The organism is Streptomyces sp. DSM 15324, from assembly GCF_001514285.1.
Classification (GTDB): Bacteria; Actinomycetota; Actinomycetes; order Streptomycetales; family Streptomycetaceae; genus Streptomyces.
This window is the reverse complement of the sequence record NZ_KQ949028.1, coordinates 125330-141056: the sequence shown is the minus strand read 5'-3', so window position 1 is coordinate 141056 and position 15727 is coordinate 125330. Positions and strand designations below refer to the sequence as shown.

17 protein-coding genes are annotated in these 15727 nt (G+C 70.9%); 13 read left to right on the top strand and 4 right to left on the bottom strand.

The window, feature by feature from the left end; translation table 11 throughout:
* Positions 1-322 precede the first annotated feature (322 nt).
* The 5 genes from AQJ58_RS20210 to AQJ58_RS20190 all read left to right on the top strand — a co-directional run bounded on the left by AQJ58_RS20210 (position 323) and on the right by AQJ58_RS20190 (position 4393).
* Positions 323-1654, top strand: coding sequence for a MarR family winged helix-turn-helix transcriptional regulator (locus tag AQJ58_RS20210; RefSeq protein WP_067252060.1), 1332 nt, complete (start codon positions 323-325; stop codon positions 1652-1654).
* Positions 1651-2223: a helix-turn-helix domain-containing protein gene (locus tag AQJ58_RS20205; protein ID WP_234360120.1), complete on the top strand. Its 573-nt coding sequence runs from the start codon at positions 1651-1653 to the stop codon at positions 2221-2223. The genes AQJ58_RS20210 and AQJ58_RS20205 overlap by 4 nt, the downstream gene beginning before the upstream one ends.
* 165 nt (positions 2224-2388) lie before the next feature.
* Positions 2389-3105: a ParA family protein gene (locus tag AQJ58_RS20200; protein ID WP_067252056.1), complete on the top strand. Its 717-nt coding sequence runs from the start codon at positions 2389-2391 to the stop codon at positions 3103-3105.
* Positions 3102-3959: a hypothetical protein gene (locus tag AQJ58_RS43370; RefSeq protein ID WP_159056269.1), complete on the top strand. Its 858-nt coding sequence runs from the start codon at positions 3102-3104 to the stop codon at positions 3957-3959. The genes AQJ58_RS20200 and AQJ58_RS43370 overlap by 4 nt, the downstream gene beginning before the upstream one ends.
* Before the next feature lie 122 nt (positions 3960-4081).
* The gene (locus AQJ58_RS20190) at positions 4082-4393 is read left to right on the top strand and encodes a hypothetical protein (protein ID WP_067252052.1); all 312 of its coding nucleotides are present in this window, start codon (positions 4082-4084) and stop codon (positions 4391-4393) included.
* Positions 4394-4620: 227 nt separating this feature from the next.
* On the opposite strand, the gene AQJ58_RS43365 is transcribed toward AQJ58_RS20190, so the two are convergent.
* Entirely contained in the window at positions 4621-5439 is an 819-nt protein-coding gene (locus AQJ58_RS43365) for a hypothetical protein (protein ID WP_159056268.1), read from the bottom strand.
* Between the two features lie 32 nt (positions 5440-5471).
* On the opposite strand from AQJ58_RS43365, the gene AQJ58_RS42570 reads away from it, so the two are divergent.
* Entirely contained in the window at positions 5472-5828 is a 357-nt protein-coding gene (locus AQJ58_RS42570) for a hypothetical protein (protein WP_234360118.1), read from the top strand.
* A gap of 159 nt (positions 5829-5987) precedes the next feature.
* Here AQJ58_RS42570 and AQJ58_RS20185 read toward each other — a convergent pair whose 3' ends face one another.
* Positions 5988-6995 (bottom strand): M56 family metallopeptidase, encoded by a 1008-nt coding sequence (locus AQJ58_RS20185; protein WP_067252051.1) that lies wholly within the window; start codon positions 6993-6995, stop codon positions 5988-5990.
* A gap of 4 nt (positions 6996-6999) precedes the next feature.
* Positions 7000-7425: a BlaI/MecI/CopY family transcriptional regulator gene (locus tag AQJ58_RS20180; RefSeq protein ID WP_067252049.1), complete on the bottom strand. Its 426-nt coding sequence runs from the start codon at positions 7423-7425 to the stop codon at positions 7000-7002.
* Between the two features lie 140 nt (positions 7426-7565).
* Between AQJ58_RS20180 and AQJ58_RS20175 the strand changes: the two genes are divergently transcribed.
* Together AQJ58_RS20175 and AQJ58_RS20170 are read left to right on the top strand one after the other, a co-directional pair.
* Positions 7566-8954, top strand: coding sequence for a glycosyltransferase (locus AQJ58_RS20175; protein WP_079079063.1), 1389 nt, complete (start codon positions 7566-7568; stop codon positions 8952-8954).
* Positions 8951-9673 carry a polysaccharide deacetylase family protein gene (locus AQJ58_RS20170; RefSeq protein WP_067252048.1) on the top strand — a complete coding sequence of 241 codons (723 nt, stop codon included), beginning with the start codon at positions 8951-8953 and terminating at the stop codon, positions 9671-9673. Before AQJ58_RS20175 ends, AQJ58_RS20170 begins: the two co-directional genes overlap by 4 nt.
* A 110-nt stretch (positions 9674-9783) precedes the next feature.
* Here AQJ58_RS20170 and AQJ58_RS20165 read toward each other — a convergent pair whose 3' ends face one another.
* Positions 9784-11556: a hypothetical protein gene (locus AQJ58_RS20165; protein WP_324613791.1), complete on the bottom strand. Its 1773-nt coding sequence runs from the start codon at positions 11554-11556 to the stop codon at positions 9784-9786.
* A 178-nt stretch (positions 11557-11734) separates the two neighbouring features.
* On the opposite strand from AQJ58_RS20165, the gene AQJ58_RS20160 reads away from it, so the two are divergent.
* Genes AQJ58_RS20160 through AQJ58_RS20140 form a run of 5 tightly spaced genes read left to right on the top strand, consistent with a single transcriptional unit; the run spans position 11735 to position 15722 of the window.
* On the top strand, positions 11735-12403 hold the full coding sequence (locus AQJ58_RS20160) for a DedA family protein (RefSeq protein ID WP_067252046.1): 669 nt from the start codon (positions 11735-11737) through the stop codon (positions 12401-12403).
* Positions 12400-13005: a phosphatase PAP2 family protein gene (locus AQJ58_RS20155; protein ID WP_067252044.1), complete on the top strand. Its 606-nt coding sequence runs from the start codon at positions 12400-12402 to the stop codon at positions 13003-13005. Before AQJ58_RS20160 ends, AQJ58_RS20155 begins: the two co-directional genes overlap by 4 nt.
* Entirely contained in the window at positions 13002-13733 is a 732-nt protein-coding gene (locus AQJ58_RS20150) for a phosphatase PAP2 family protein (RefSeq protein ID WP_067252043.1), read from the top strand. Before AQJ58_RS20155 ends, AQJ58_RS20150 begins: the two co-directional genes overlap by 4 nt.
* Complete coding sequence (locus AQJ58_RS20145) at positions 13687-14349, top strand: response regulator transcription factor (protein ID WP_067252041.1); 663 nt, start codon at positions 13687-13689, stop codon at positions 14347-14349. Before AQJ58_RS20150 ends, AQJ58_RS20145 begins: the two co-directional genes overlap by 47 nt.
* Complete coding sequence (locus AQJ58_RS20140) at positions 14346-15722, top strand: sensor histidine kinase (protein ID WP_067252039.1); 1377 nt, start codon at positions 14346-14348, stop codon at positions 15720-15722. Before AQJ58_RS20145 ends, AQJ58_RS20140 begins: the two co-directional genes overlap by 4 nt.
* The last annotated feature ends 5 nt before the right edge of the window (positions 15723-15727 follow it).

Below are 15727 nucleotides of genomic sequence, written 5' to 3'. Positions count from 1 at the left end.
CCTGCCTCCACTCGGGGCCGGTATGACGAGGGCCTCCAGGACGGCAATCCTGGAGACCTTGCCGACGCCGATGGAGGTCGGTCCCGGACACCACCCGTGGTTTTAGCGGGCCTGGGTGGCGTCCACGTCTTTGCGAGACGACCCCACCGTGACAGACAGCACCCATCACGACCTCTCTCGACCAAACGCATCCCAAATCAACGGCGTTGTTCTGGGCTACGCCCAACTTCCGTCGGCCGCAACCGATCTCATTCTGCTCGGCGATCTCACCGGACGCTATGCCACCGGTAGTTACAGCCGACTCTCCTCCGACGGCCGGACCGTGATCCCGCGCGGGGACCGTCAGGGCGCGGCCGAGCACGGACACCGGATCACCGCGGCCATCGCCTGCCACGTCGCCCGCGCCGGCGGCAGCATCGACCAGCTCACGCAACTTCTGCTGCACCCCGAGCACGAAGGCGGACGGCACACCCGGCACATCGCGCTGCGCTCCGGGCAGGCACGCGCCCTGGACTACATCCGCCGGGTGTGGGCCAGCGCCTCGGACGCGATCAGCAGCACCAGTGCGCTGGGCTCCCGGCACCACGCGTACGAAGTCCTCGCCGCACTGCGGGACCGGATCGAGACGACACCGTGGCGCGGCGAGCGTGGACGGACCGCGCTGCGGGTGCTGCGGGCGCACCTGAACTTCGCCGAGATCGCGGGCGGACCCCTGCACCACGCCAGTGAGCGGCAGACCGCGGAGGAAGCCGGAGTCTCCCGTACGACGCTGCGGGTCGTCTACGAGACGGTCCTCAAGCCGCGTGGCTGGCTGCGGCGTCTGCGGGTGGGTCATGGCCGGGAGGGCTCGACCTGGTACCTGGGCGACGGCAACATCCCCGATCGCGGTGGCCCGGTTCTGCTGTCTCGTTTCCGGTCCACTCAGTTCCCCCCCGACCCGGCACTTGAGGAGTGGACCACCCCTGAGACGGCCACGACGGCCGACATCGACTCCACCGTCCTCGGACAACTCATGGGCCACGACGCCTTCGCCCACCACGCCCTCGGCAGCGCCGCGCTCGTGATCATCAGTGCCCTGCACGTGCGCCCCGACCAGACCGTTGCCGAGCTCCTCGGTACGTCCTCGGTCTCCCGCGCCACCACCTACCGGACCCTGCGACGCCTCGCCGACCACGGCCTCGTCCAGCACACCGGGGAGACCTGGACCCTCACACCGCGTGCCCTGGAGGGTTTCGGTATCCATCTCCCGGACGACGCTGGCAACGGCCACACGCCAGCACAGGGCTGGACCAAGGTCGCCGAGCAACACGGCACCTGGGGCATCGCGGCCCGGCGCAAGGCCCTTCACACGGCGGAACGGAAGGCCTACCAGGAGGCACTGGCCCGGCTTGCGGAGCACCACAGCAGGGCTCTCGTGATCGTCCGCGACGGCCGTCAGGTCCTGGTACCCGTGCCGCGCCCCGACGAGATCCCGCCGACGTGGCACGCCCCGGACGGCCGGGTCCTCGACCCGGTCACAGGTCGTCCGGCCGCCGATTGGCGGGTCGCCACAGACGGCCGGCTGATCCTCATCACTCCATCCGACCAGCGCAGTTACGACGAGCTGGCCGCTGCCCATGCCGAAGCCCTCAGCGAATGGGAGTCCGTCGCATGAACCCACATTCCCCACCCACCCCCGGCACGAGCGAGGCGGTGACGCCCCAGGCTCTGCGCCAGCAGTACGAGGCCGGTGCCACGGTCGACGAACTCGTCACCGCCAGCGGCCTGTCCTACGGCACCGTCCTCAACCGGCTGCACGACGCCGGGACCGTCATGCGCACCTCCTGGCAGACCCGCAGGATGCGGCAGAACCCACAAGCCCGCCAGCGCCTCGCCGCCCATCTGCGCACCCTGTACGAGCAGCACAGCGCAACCCTCACCGAACTCGCCACGGCAGCGGGAGAGACGAGGCGCGGTGCCCGGCGCCTGCTGATCGAGGCCGGCGGCACCGTGCGCACCACCCAGCAGACCCTGCGGATACGCGCCGCAGCGCGGGCCGCCGAACGGTACAAGGTCGCGCTGTCCCTGCGGGCGCGGTACGAGGCCGGCGCCACGGTGCCGGAACTCGCCAGGGAGCACAGCTACTCCGTCGCCACCGTCTACCGGCTCCTGCACCAAGCAGGCACCCACATGCGGCCCCAGCACCACCACGGACCCGCCCACACCCCGAGGAAGCGGCCATGAGCCCCCACCTCCTCGTAGGTGCGCCCCACCCCGCCTGGCAGATCAAAAAGGCGGCCATGCGCCAATCCGGCCGCCACGTGGCAGCACGGGCACCCCCGTCGTCGGCCCGCTCGACAACGCACGTACCAAACAACACCCCTTCCCGTTTCAGGAGATCAAGCACACGTGAACGAGAACACCCGTCACAAGACCCTGGCCGCAGCCACAGACCACGTCTGGGACGCCTTCGTGATCGTCGTCGGCATGCTCAAGGGCGGCACCGGCAAGACCACCTCGGCCTGGTTCATCGCCCTCTACTACGCCGTAGTCCTCGGCCTGCCCACCCTGCTGCTGGACGCCGACGCGACCAGTCAGTCCGCCTACGACTGGTTCAAGGTCGCCCAGGCCGCCGGCTTCGAAATCCCGGCCAACCTGGTTGTCGAGCGGTACCCGTTCGACGACATCGCCGAGTACATCCGGCTCAAGCGCGCCGAGTTCGGCGCGATCGTGGTCGACGCCGGCGGCGGCAGCGCCCGCATCTTCCACGAGGCTGTCACCGAGGCGAACCTGCTGCTCGTCCCGGTCGCCCCCACCAAGATCGAGCGCCGCAAGCTCGTGGCCACCTTCGACGAGGCCGAGCGCGCCGCCGCCCGCAACGAACACGGCGTCACCGCCCATGTCGTCATGGTCAAGGCCGACGACCGCACCAGCCTGCCCGGCCGGGCAAAGGACCAACTGCTCGACCCCGCAGAGGGCGAGGGCATCGGCCCCGACCGCGACGAGGCGTTCCCGCTCGCCGAGACCACCATCCACTCCTGGGTGCACTACATGGAGGCCTTCGGCGAGATCCCCACCGAACTGAGCGAGTACGCCGAGCTGATGAAGGAGCTGACCGCAGCATGACCGAACGCCTGAAGCCCCCCGCCCGCCGCACCGGCGGTCGTACCTTGGGCGGAGCCAGGAAGACGACCCCTCCGCCCCCTCCCCCGGCCGCCGAGCTCACGCCCGAGCAGTACGCTGCCGAACAGGCCACCGCCCCGGGCGAAGGCCGTCCCACGGTCAGCGAGCCGCAGGTTCAGCCCGCTCCTTCCGCTGTTCCCAGCCCCGAGGGGTCGGCACAGGGCCGGGCCGAGGCGATGCCCGAAGTGGCACAGACGTCCGCCCAGCCGACTGCAGAGGCCCCGAGCGGCCCCGTCCCGGAGCCGGCCGCCAGTCAGCCAGTTCGCCCGGCCGTCGCCGCCACCAGGGCGGAGACGGAATTCGCCGGTCAGCCGGTGGAGCAGCAGGTATCGCCTGTTCTTCCGGCTACCGAGCCCGCAGCACCTGCCATCCAGCCCACGCAGCCAGCCGCACCCGTTGTGCAGCACGGCACGTCCGCGGCTCCCGGCTCAGCCTGGGGCGCCGAGGTGGCGCTTCGCCCTGCAGATTCCCCGACGGCCGCAGGCGGCAACGGGTTCCCGGTGAGGACCGATGTTCCACGGGCTCACCAGGAGCAGGATGCGCAATCGCAGGCAGCGCCCAGCGAAGGAACACCGTGGGCTCAGGGATCCGGCCGTCCCAAGGACATTCCTGAGACCGCCGTCGTTCTCAACCAGCGCATCATCGCGCGCGAGAGTCTCGACTCGTCGGTCCCCGCGGCGCTGAAGCTGAAGAAACGGCTCAAGCGCTTCGCGCTGGACAACGAACTGGACCACCTGCCCATCGGCGACATCGTCTCGGTCGCACTGGACGAGTGGCTCACCACCCGCGGGTTCTGACCCGACCGCAAGGCACAGGGCGGCCACCCTCACGCAAGGGGGCGGCCGCCCCGTGCCGACTATTCCAATAATCCAATAGGCGGATAGCTATCCGCCTATCCGGACCGACCGGAGCAGCTCGCGTGCCTGATCACTCCCCCTACGCCCGCCGACTACGTGAAATCGCCGACGCGCTCGACGCCGAGCCCCAGCAGACCGATGACGTTCTCACGCCGCACCCGGACACCCTGGACGTCATCAGAAACCGGCACACCAAACGCGGACAGTTCAACCACGCCGTCCCCGAAGTCCTCCAGCTCCAGCGCCGGATCCGCCGCTACAACGCCGACACCGGCGTACCGCACGGAGACATCGTCGCTCTCGCCCTCGACACCTGGCTCCGCGCAAAGGGCTACCCGCCCGACCTCAAGCCACGAGAGACAGACGTTTCCTGACCGGCCTTCTCGGCCGTTCCTGCGACCTGGTCGCGCAGCATGTCTTGGGCACGGCGGCTGCGGTCACGATGCCGACTGGACGGCGAGCGCCTTGCTTGGGTCACATTGGGCCGTCGTCGAGGGGTGCTGCCGGGCGAAGATGACCGCTCCCAGCCATGACGGGCATCGTTCTTTACCTCGCTCCGGAGAAGAGGGAACGGCAAATCCTTCCCTGAGTCGGTGCAGCATCACTCGGTCATGGCAGCGGCCGCCGGTGCGTCACTGTCAGCAACGGCCGTGCCTGCGGCGCTACCGCGCAGGGAGGGAAACCTCCTCTTCCAGCGCTGTACGTCATGTCGCTCTCGGACGGAGAAACGGTGGCCGACGGTCTCCTCCAGCGAGACCAGTCGGGTAAGGAGGTCCAGCCGTTCTTTGTCAGACAGTCTCTTGCTGCGCAGACGAACGATAATTTCCTTGGCTTTCGTCAGGTCTTCGCGCTCAGCCCGCTGCTTTTGCCGTGAACGGTCTGCCGGGGACTGGTGCTCGGGCTGGGGCTGCGGCTGAACGTTGACCGTGAGAGACGGAGTGGGAGGCCTGGGCGTTGGCACCGGAGCAGGTGTCGCCATCATTCGCCTCGCGGACGCCAGGATGTCCTGTTCTGCCTGTGAGGCTGGCGTGCCCCGCTTGAGGAGCTTTTCTACCCGGGCGACCAGAGCGCGTGTCTGGGTAACGTCGCGGTTTCGCTGAGCCTTGCCGAGGCGGTTGAAGAGGCGTTGCCGATCACGGTCCTGTCCGTTGAGCCAGTCACGGGCCTCCGCGAGCACCGCGCTCAGCCGGCTGAGGGCTGTACCCCGACATCTACTGATCTCTTGCTCGGCCTGTTCACACAGGCTCTGCACTGAGCCTGTCAGCCCGGCATGCATGTCCAACTTGATCAGGCGGATCAGGTCCCCGATCTGCGGCGAAGGATCGGATGCCGTTTCATCGCCTGCTCTCCTGCACACGTCCTGCAGCCGTGCGGGGTCGTGGCCCTCGGTGTTCCAGACTCGTTCCACGACGGGTGTCACGAGCCAGCCGTCATCTGCGATTTTGCAGTCTGATGGATGCACGCAAGCGTCGGGCTCGCCGACACGTCGAGCCAATTGACGAAGACCTTATCGTAACGAACCGATATGGAAGGCCAGTTCAGAGCAGTGATTTCAACGAAAAGTGGCAACGGGTTGTCGCCCTGGCCGGCCTACCCAAAGGCACCCGTTTCCACGATCTCAAGGTGTTTTACACCACCACACTCGGCGGACCAGGCCAGCACGATCCGAAGACGGTTCAAGCCCTTTCTCGGCACGCTCGGTTCACCGAAACATGGGACACCTATGCGCGCCCACCGAGGGCGGCCGAAGGCCTGCGCGTGACCGCATTCGGCGATGCATTCCGTTCAATGCAGCAGAGCAGCGATTGACTGCAGCACGGCCTGCCTGATCGACGAACCTCTCGTCGACTCTCCCCACCGGCGGCGGTTACTTCTTCGCCCTGCCCGGCGTCCGCGACAGCAAGGACTGGTTCGGCCGCGGACTGCGGGCGATCTGACTACGCGTAGCCGACAGGTCCGGCCGCCTCGTTACGGGCGGTGCTCCTGAAGTTCCCGGCGATCGTGTTCCCCGAAGCAGAAGTCGGGCCCATGCCGGTGTTCTCCGGCCGACGGGGCGCTCGCCGTGGCGGCGTACGCCGCGCACTGCGCACTGTCCACCATCTGATCGCTGTCGGATGCAGCGTTGGCGAGGCTCGCGCAGCACGCAGCGAGCAGGAGGCCACCCGCGACCAGGGGGAGGCTCCGGCGCGGGGGCGGCGGGGCCAGCAGGGCCCGCACCCGTTGCGGCACCGCCCCGCCGGTCGCGGCCAGTGCGGCCGGGAACGAGGTACCGGCGGATGCCAGCGCGGCGCGCCCGACGGCGTGCGCGACGATCTTTCGGTCGCCGACGCGCTGCGCGGCCTCTTCGTCGGCCCAGCGTTCCAGGACGAATCCGCCCGCGACGGCCAGCGGCCGCAGCAGCGGGTTCAAGGCCGCCGTGAGCCGCCACAGGATCTGGAAGAGGTGATGGCGGCAGCGCAGGTGAGCACGCTCGTGTGCGAGGAGGGCCTCGCGCTCGCCGTCGCTGAGAGAGCGCAGCATTCCTCGGGAGACCACGATCCGGCCCGGCGACCCGGGCAACGCGAAGGCCATCGGGACGTCGTCGTCGACCACGACCAGCTCCGTGCCCTCCGGCAGCCGGGCGCACTCCCGCCGCGCCCGGACGATGAGGCGGACCTGTCCCACGACGGCCACGCCCAGCGAGACGACGCTCACGGCCAGCATGAGGGCGCTGCCTCCCGCAACGACGAGGTAGACCGGATCCTCGGCTTGCAGGGCGGCCACGGACCAGCGGCCCTCCTCCGCGACTTCCGGAATCTGTGCCACGCCGGTGAAGGCGAGCAAAGCGAGTGCCCCCGCCCAGCCGATCGCGGTCACGAGCGCGGCGCAGGCCAGGGCCCAGGCAGCGCGGCGAGGGGGCAGCGCGTGCGCCAGTCGGGGCGTGAGCACGGCGAGCACAGCCGCGACTACGAAAGGGACGTAGACACTGATCAGCACGGCTTCACGCCCTTCCCGCCGAGCGGTCATCTCCGGTGCGAGCGTCGTGCCCGGACAGGAGCTGATGCAGCACGTGCTCGTCCTGCTCGGACAGTTCCGAGACGAAGCGGGCCAGGACCGCCTCGCGGTCGGAACCACCCTCAAGCAGCGACCGCATGCGCTGGGCGGTGTGCGACGCCTCGTCGCGCACCGGCTCGTACGCGTAGCCGCGGCCCTCGCGGTGGCGGACGAGCATCTCCTTGTCGTACAGCCGGGACAGGATGGTCAGGACGGTCGTGTAGGCCAGGTCGCCCGGCAGCGCCTCCCGGACCTGGCCGGCGGTCAGCGGGCCGTCGGCGCTCCAGAGTGCGGCGAGCACATCGCTCTCCAGTTCGCCGCGGGCTCGCCTGCCGGACGCCTCGCGAGCGCCGCCATCCCCTCGTTCCTGCACCGGATGCCTCCGTTCGCCGACTGTCCGCACAGACTACCCGCCCACCTCCTACTAGTTGTAGGAGGTATGCTCCGGGCTTCGAACCGCGAACTACTACAACTCGTAGAGTTCCATCGCTCCCGTCCCTGCGGAGGAAACCCATGCCCCACCGCGCGAGCACGGCGCCCAGACACACACCCACGGGCGCCCCTCCTCCGCAGTCCGCCGCCACGCCCGGCGCGGGGCGGGTCGCGATCGTCTCCGCGAGCGTCGGGGCCGGTCACGACGGTGCCGCCGCCGAGCTCGCCCGCCGTCTCACCGCGCAGGGGTATGCCGTGGACCGGCTCGACCTGCTGGACCTGCTCCCCGCCCACCTGGGCCGCACGGTCCAGGAGGGCTACCACCGGATGCTGGTGCGGGCCCCCTGGGCCTACCAGCGGATCTACTCCAGCACCGAGCGGGCCGGGGGCGGCGGCCCGGTGGCGCGGGCGCTGCTGCGCACGGCACAGGACCGGGTGCTGCGCGCCCTGCCGCCGGGCACCGACGCCGTCGTCTCCACCTACCCCGGGGCCAGCCGAGTCCTGGGCAACCTGCGCCTGGACGGTCGACTGGCCGTGCCGGTCCTCACCTATCTGACCGACTTCTCGGTGCATCCGCTGTGGGTCGCGCCGGGCGTGGACGTCCACCTCGCCGCCCACGCCGTGCCCGCCGCCCAGGCGCGCACGGCCGGGGCCCGGGACGTGCGCGTGCGCGGGCCGGTCACGGACCCCCGTTTCCGGCCCTGCGACGTACGGGAGCGTGGCCGCGCCCGGGAGAGGTTCGGGCTGCCGTCCCACGCCCCGCTGGCTCTGCTGGTCGCAGGGTCCTGGGGGGTGGGCCCGGTCCGTACGGTGGCCCGGGAGCTGCGTGACTGCGGCGCCGCCGTCCCGGTCGTCGTCTGCGGCCGCAACGAGGCCCTGGCCGAACAGCTGCGCGCCGACGGCATCGACCATGCCTTCGGCTGGGTCGACGACATGCCCTCCCTGATGCACGCCGCCGACGTCCTCGTCCAGAACGCCGGCGGGCTCACCTCACTGGAGGCATTCGCCTGCGGCCTGCCCGTCGCCAGTTACCGCTGCATACCCGGGCACGGGCTGACCAACGCCGCCGCCTTGGACGAGGCCGGTGCGGCCGTCTGGATACGCGACCCGGCCGACCTCAAGGCGGTGCTGTGCGACCTGATCGACGGCCCGCTCGGACGCCGGCAACGGGCAACGGGACTCGCCCTGTTCGCTCAGTCCCCCGACGGCTGCCCGACGGCCGAGATTGCGCGCGTGCACCGGTCAGGAGCCCCCGGCCGGGGTTTCCGCCCGGTTGTACAACGGCACCGGACGAAGCGCCGGCTCGCCACCACGGCCGTCCTCGCGTCCGTCGTGTGCGCCGGCGCCGTCGCCACCGGGGTGGCGACGACCTACGACGGTCCCGACCTCATCCACGCCATCAGCCACCGCCTCGACCCGGACGGCTTCCCACCGGAGCACACCTCCCCGTCGGAGGACGACCACTCGTGAACATCGCCCCGACGCTGCGCACGGCCGCCCGCGCCGCCGTACCCCTCCTCGCCGCCGCCCACGCCGCACCCGTCGTCTCCACCTTCGGACCGCTGCGCAACCGCCTCATGCCCCGCCTCTCGGGCCGCGGCCGCACCAACCACATCGCCCTGACCTTCGACGACGGCCCCGACCCCCGCTCCACCCCGCACTTTCTACGGCTGCTCGCCGGACGCGGAGTACACGCCACGTTCTTCCTGCTCGGCAGCGAGGCACACCGCTCCCCCGGCCTGGTCCGCGAGATCGCGGCGGCCGGTCACGAGGTCGCCGTCCACGGCTGGCTGCACCGCCCCCTGCTGCTGCGTGGCCCGCGCGCCACCTACGACGACTTCCGCCGGGCCCGCGACACCGCCGCTGCGATCACCGGACGGCAGCCCTCGCTCTTCCGGCCCCCGTACGGCGTCATGTCCACCGCGGCCCACCTCGCGGCCCGCCGCCTCGACCTGACCCCGGTGCTGTGGACCTGCTGGGGGGAGGACTGGACGGCACGCGCCACCCCGCACTCCGTCCACCGCACCGTCACCACCGACCTGGACGGCGGCGGCACGATCCTGCTCCACGACTCCGACTGCACCTCCGCCCCCGGCGCCTGGCGCTCGGCGCTCGGCGCACTGCCCCGGATCCTCGACACCTGCCAGGAACGGGGTTACGACGTCGGCCCGCTATGCGACCACAGCTGACCAGCACGAACGCCGAACAGTCGGGGTACCGGCTCGGCAGCACGCCTCGCCGGCAGCTGCCGCGGCTTCGCCAGGCGCGCCTGCGCGTGTAGGCCCGCCTGGCGCCCTCGCTACTGAATCGCGGGAGGAGCAGCCGGGATGTGGGCCGTGGTGATCGTCATCGGGGTACCGGTGACGGCGATGAGATAGGTCCCGGGACCGTGGCCACCGGGCAGGGCGCGGAACCCTCCCGCGGGTTTCACGTGGTACTCGGCGGAGGCGTGCGGGGCGAGCACTGCGGGGCCGGAGGAGATGGTCCACCAGTTGGAGGCGCCCTGGCCGGTGCGGCTCGCGAAGTGCGGGGTGAGCGCCGTACCGGTGGTGTTGACGGCCCGCACGTCGATGGCGGTGACGCCCACGCGCGCGTGGTGCGTGGCGAAGCGCGGCGAGAGGCTCATGCGCAGGGGCGGCGGGCTCGCCGCGGCGATCGCGACGCACACCAGGGCGGGGGCGAGCAATCCGCCCGCCAAGACAGCCTTCGCACGGCCGAAGACGTGGGGAAGTCGCGGCTGCCAGGCGGTGGCGAACGCGGCGGCCGGGACGGTGGCGGCGGCCGCGAGCCACAGTGGAGTCATCATCAGGAAGTAACCGTCCTGCGAGCGGGTGGCGAGGTAGAACACGACCCATGGCAGGACGGTGAGGGCGGGGCCGAGACGCCGGACGAACAGCAGGGTGGCGGCCAGCAGGCCGAGCAGGAGCAGCTGGCTGCCGTAGGAGTAGAAGTCGAGGCGGCCGCTGCCGTCGGTGAAGTAGTAGGAGATGCCCATCAGGCCCTGGCCGTGCAGGATCGCCTTCTGGTCGAGCGGCAGGAGTACGCCCTGCAGCCAGGCGGAGAAGCCCTCGATGGCGAAGTAGGCATTGGCCGCTGCGCAGGTGAGAGCGGCGGCAGCCGTGTAGCGGGCGGTCACCGCCAGAGCCCGCCGCGGCCCGAGTTCCCCGCGCCGGACGGCATACAGGCCGATCAGCAGGAACGGGGCGAGGAACCAGGCGAGCTGCTGGGCCGCGCAGGCAGCGCCCAGGCACGCCGCCCGCACCACTCCCCCCGAGCCGAGACGGCCGCCCTCACCGGTGGCGGGCCAGCGGACCACCACGGGGACGAGCAGGGCGAGAGCCGTGATCGCCGGATAGCCGGCGTAGGCGTAGTGGGGCAGGAGGCCGAAACCGAAACAGACCGCGGTGGCGGCTGACCTCCAGGGTGCCGGAAGCAAGAACCACAGCAGGACCGAGGAGACGAGCAGCGCAGCCGTGGTGACCAGGGTGGCGGCCGCCGTCGAGTGGACGACGGCGTGCACCGGTGCCGCGAGCAGCGCGGTCAGCGGCGGGTAGCCGTAGGTGTAGTCGGCGCCCCCGGACATGGTCTTGGTGATCCCGACGCGCGGCGAGCCGAACAGCCAGGGCCACGGCCGGCCGTAGACGGGATGGCCGTGCAGGATCTCGTTCGCCGCCTGGGCGGTCAGCACTCCCTCGTCGGTGCCCGCGTGATCGAGCAGGTAGCCGCAGATCACCAGCGCGACGGCGGTCATCAGTACGACGACGTCGACCCTGATCAGCGCGCGACGGCTCCGTACGAGGAGGCTGAGAACGGCGCAGACGAGGATCGAGGCGTAACAGACGGAAATGACGCCGGCGACCGCCGGACGTGAGGCCATCGCGGTCGTCCAGGCGGCCCGTGTCCCGATGAACAGGCTGATCGCGGCCACGAGGGTCATCCCGCGATGCAACTGCTGGGGCCCGGCGCCCGGGACACCGGACACCCGGACCGGGGTCGGGGGCGGCGCCGTCGAGTTCGTGGCCCCACGCCGCAGAGTCCAGGTGCCGGTCCCTGTGCGATAGGTGTCAGCCATGACGCCCGTCTCCTCCGCCTCGTGCTCCGTTTGAGTGGCCGTTTGCATCCGGCCACCCACAGAACATCTACTACATCTTGTAGATGTAGGCTCGGCGAGTGCGGTTCCCTCCAGGCCAGGTACACGTGGTTGGGCGAATCGCAGACACCAGATCACCTGCCGGAAAGGCCTCCTCGCCATGACCACACCGTTCCATCCGGCATCACAGCTGGCCGTGAACGTGCTGGACGCTCATTCGCTGCTGGCGACGTTCGGCGTGCTGGGCGTCGGAGTGGTGATGTTCGCCGAGACAGGGCTGCTGGTCGGCTTCTTCCTGCCGGGCGACTCGCTGCTCTTCACAGCCGGTCTGCTGTGCACGGGCTCGGCGGAGTCGAGTGTGCACCTGTCGCTGGGACCACTCCTGATCGCTGCGGCGGCCGGCGCCCTGGCCGGAGCCCAGTGCGGCTATGTGCTCGGCCGGAAGGCGGGCGGAGCACTGCTGGCCCGTAGCCGCTCGCAGCGTCTGCACCAGGGTGCGAAACGCGCCGAGGAACTGCTGGAGCGATACGGACATGCGAAGGCGATCACGCTGGCCCGTTTCGTGCCGGTGGTGCGGACCGTACTCAACCCGATGGCCGGCGCGCTGGAGGTACCGGTGCGCACGTTCACGTTGTGGCAGATCATCGGCGGCCTCGTGTGGAGCCTCGGACTCACCCTCGCGGGGTACGCGCTGGGCTCGTCGATCCCGAACGTCGACCGCTACCTGCTCCCGCTGGTCGCGTTGATCATTTTCGTGTCGCTGATCCCCCTGGCCGCCGAGGCGTACAGGGCACGGCGGGACGGCCGGCCCGAGGGGGGACACCGGTGATCATGGCTTTCGACGGGTCGTCTGTCGACGGCACCGCGTATCTGGATGTGGTGCGACTGGCCCGGCATGCGCCGTCCTGGCTGGACGGAGCGGTGTCGTTCTGGTCGACGTACGGGCTCGCGGTCTTCGCCGTGCTCGCGGTCGTGGGCTGGTGGTTCGCTCGACGGGGCGGAGATGCGGCTGCGGTGAGGGCGCTGGCCGTCCCGGTGGTCGTGGTCGTCGCGTACGGCGTGGATGCCCTGGTGAAGCTGGCGATGCGCGAGGACCGGCCGTGCCAGAGCCTTCGAGTGAAGACCCTGGAGACATGTCCGGCGCCCGGCGACTGGTCCTTCCCCAGCAACCACGCGGCGATCGCGGCCGCCGCTGCCGTAGCCCTGCTCTTCGTCTCGCGTCGGCTGGGGGCGGCCGCGGTCGTCGCGGCCCTGGCGATGGCAGTCTCGCGGGTGTGGGTCGGCGCGCACTATCCGCACGACGTCCTGGCAGGCGTGCTGGTCGGTGGCCTCGTCGCACTGATGGCGATGCTCGCACTGCGACGGTGGTCGCGATCGGTGGCCCGGTGGATCGGCTCCGGCCGCCTGCGCCGACTGCTGAGCGCCTCATGAACCGGCGCGACGCCGCCGACCTGGCCGGGATGGTCGGTCTCGGCGCCTGGGTGGCGTTCGGCGTCCTCACGATGGTGGTGATCGGCCAGGACGGCGCTCAGCTGTGGCCGGACAACGGTTTCCTGGCCTGGTCGCTCGGCCATCGGCCGGACGTCGCCGGGGCTCTGGCCCGAGGGGTGACCGATACCGGCAGCGGTGCCGCCCCTTACGTCCTCACCGTGTTGGCCGGCATGGTCGCGGGACGAACCGCACGGCGCCGGATGGGGGCCGCCGCACTGGGCCTTGCCTGTCTGGGAGCCGGTCAGGCGCTGCGCTACGGGGTGATGGAAGCCGTCCAGCGGCCACGTCCCGCCCGTGCCGGCTGGGCGGCGTCCGCGGGCGGTTGGGCGTTCCCCTCGGGACACACCACCACAGCGGCCCTCACTGCCGGACTGCTGATCGTCGCGGTCTCACTGCGCGCCCCGCGCGGCGCCACCCCGCTCCGGGTCGTCATCGGGTGCTGGGGCGTGCTGGTGGGCCTGTCCCGGGTCTATCTCGGCGTGCACTGGTTCACCGACGTCATCGGCGGCTGGCTGTTCGCCACCGGATGGCTCGGAGTGTGCCTGTACGCGATGACCCGATGGCTGCCCGCATCGTTCGTCTCTGGTACGCCCCGTGCGCCGGACATTCCAACGGAGGACCATGCGCCACAAGATCCTGGTCGTCGAGGACGATCACGCCCTGCGTGACGTGCTGCGTCGCGGCCTGCTCGACGAGGACTTCGACCCCGTGGCCGCCGCCGACGGCGCCACCGCCCTGCGGCTGGCCACGGACGACATCGCGGCCGTCGTCCTGGACGTCGGGCTGCCCGACGCGGACGGCCGGGACGTGTGCCAGGCGCTGCGTGCGGGCGGGTTCGCCGCCCCGATCATCTTCCTGACGGCCCGCCATCACCTCACGGACCGGCTGTCCGGGTTCTCCGCCGGAGCCGACGACTACCTGCCCAAGCCGTTCCATCTCGCCGAACTCGTCGCCCGGCTGAGGGCCGCACTCAAACGGGCCGCCCCCGCGGCCGTGGCCACCGCCGGAGACCTGGTCCTGGACGCGACCCGGCACAGCGCGCACGTCGGCGACGTCGACATCGACCTGTCTCCCACGGAGTTCCGTCTGCTGGCCACGCTCATGGCCGCAGGCGGGACCCTCGTATCCCGCCGCGACCTGGTCAGGGCCGCCTGGCCGGACGGCGCCCAGGTCAGCGACAACACCCTCGACCAGTATCTGAGCCGACTGCGCCGCAAGCTGCGCGAAGCGGGCAGCGGCCTCGGCCTCACCACGACACGCGGGATCGGGCACCGGCTGTCATGAACCGGCTCGCGCGCCGACTGGCGCCCCGCACGTTGCGCGGTCGGCTCTCGCTCGTGGCGCTGACCACCGCCGCGCTCCTGATGACCGTGCTGACCGTCGCGTTCAACACCGCGATGGACCGGCACCTCCAGCACCAGGCTGACGACGAACTACGCAACCGCGCCGCCGCCGTCGCCACCACCGTCGACACCAGCGGGCCCCGAGTGCGGGTCCTGGAGACCGTCAACGACAGCCTGCTCGACGCGAACGTGTGGATCTACACCGGGACACGCCTGCTGGAGAAACCACCGTCCGCCGCAGCCGACAGCGCGCTGACCCAGGCCGCCGACCGGCTCGCCGGGCGGGGCAGGCCGGTCTGCGCGACCGTGCACACCGACAACCCCCGTTTCGTCCGCCTGTGCTCCCGACCCGTGACCGGCCTTCGCAGCACCGCCATCGTCGTCACGGCCGTGGATCTCGCCCCGTACCGCAGCTCCGCCGGCACCCTGCTGTCGGGCTCGCTGATCCTGGACGCTGTCATGCTCGCGTGCACCTACGCGCTGACGCGGCTGGCCGTCGGGCGGGCGCTGCGCCCCGTGCGCACCATGACCGACCAGGCCACCCAGTGGAGCGCCGTCGGTTCCGGCCAGCGTTTCGGCGCCGAGGACCAGCCGGCCGAACTGGCCCGCCTGGGCACCTCGTTGGACGCACTGCTGGACCGTATCCGCACCGTGCTGCGTCACGAGCAGCAGCTGACCGGGGAGTTGTCCCACGAACTGCGCACCCCGCTCACCCGGATCGTCGTCGAGCTCGACTGGTGGCGGGCCCGCCCGCGCTCGGCGGCCGAGACCGACGCCACCCACGAGGTGATCGCGGAGGCCGCCCAGTCCATACGCACCATCTGCGACACGCTGTTGAACGACGCCCGCGAAGGCGGGCAGACCACCGGCACGGCCGTGGGTGCCGCCGCTGTCGCTCCCGTGCTACGGCGGCTGGTCGAGGACCTCGACGCACGGAAGCAGCTGAAGACCGTCGTCGACGTGCCGGACCAGGAGCTTGAGGCGGGCGTCGCTTCCGCTCTTCTCGAACGCATCGTCAGCCCGCTGCTGGCCAATGCCGTTCGCTATGCCGACTCCACGGTGACCGTGTCCGCACGGCAGTTGCCCAGCGGCGTCCGCATCGACGTCACCGACGACGGTCCTGGCGTACCGGAGGAGTTCCTCGACCATCTCTTCCAGCCCGGCCGGCGCGCGGACTCCGACGACGGGCACGACGGGGCGGGCCTGGGACTGCCGCTCGCGCGGCGCCTGGCCCGCGCCGTCGGCGGCGAGGTCTCCCACGACCCCGAGCACACACCCGGGGCACGTTTCCTGGTCGACCTGCCCGCCGGGTGACCGGA

Excerpts from the sequence above, each read along its gene's own strand:
- AQJ58_RS20205 (WP_234360120.1), top strand. The coding sequence starts at position 1,651 with ATGAACCCACATTCCCCACCCACCCCCGGCACGAGCGAGGCGGTGACG.
- AQJ58_RS43370 (WP_159056269.1), top strand. The coding sequence starts at position 3,102 with ATGACCGAACGCCTGAAGCCCCCCGCCCGCCGCACCGGCGGTCGTACC.
- AQJ58_RS42570 (WP_234360118.1), top strand. The coding sequence starts at position 5,472 with ATGGATGCACGCAAGCGTCGGGCTCGCCGACACGTCGAGCCAATTGAC.
- AQJ58_RS20175 (WP_079079063.1), top strand. The coding sequence starts at position 7,566 with ATGCCCCACCGCGCGAGCACGGCGCCCAGACACACACCCACGGGCGCC.
- AQJ58_RS20165 (WP_324613791.1), bottom strand. The coding sequence starts at position 11,556 with ATGGCTGACACCTATCGCACAGGGACCGGCACCTGGACTCTGCGGCGT.
- AQJ58_RS20160 (WP_067252046.1), top strand. The coding sequence starts at position 11,735 with ATGACCACACCGTTCCATCCGGCATCACAGCTGGCCGTGAACGTGCTG.
- AQJ58_RS20150 (WP_067252043.1), top strand. The coding sequence starts at position 13,002 with ATGAACCGGCGCGACGCCGCCGACCTGGCCGGGATGGTCGGTCTCGGC.
- AQJ58_RS20145 (WP_067252041.1), top strand. The coding sequence starts at position 13,687 with ATGCGCCACAAGATCCTGGTCGTCGAGGACGATCACGCCCTGCGTGAC.
- AQJ58_RS20140 (WP_067252039.1), top strand. The coding sequence starts at position 14,346 with ATGAACCGGCTCGCGCGCCGACTGGCGCCCCGCACGTTGCGCGGTCGG.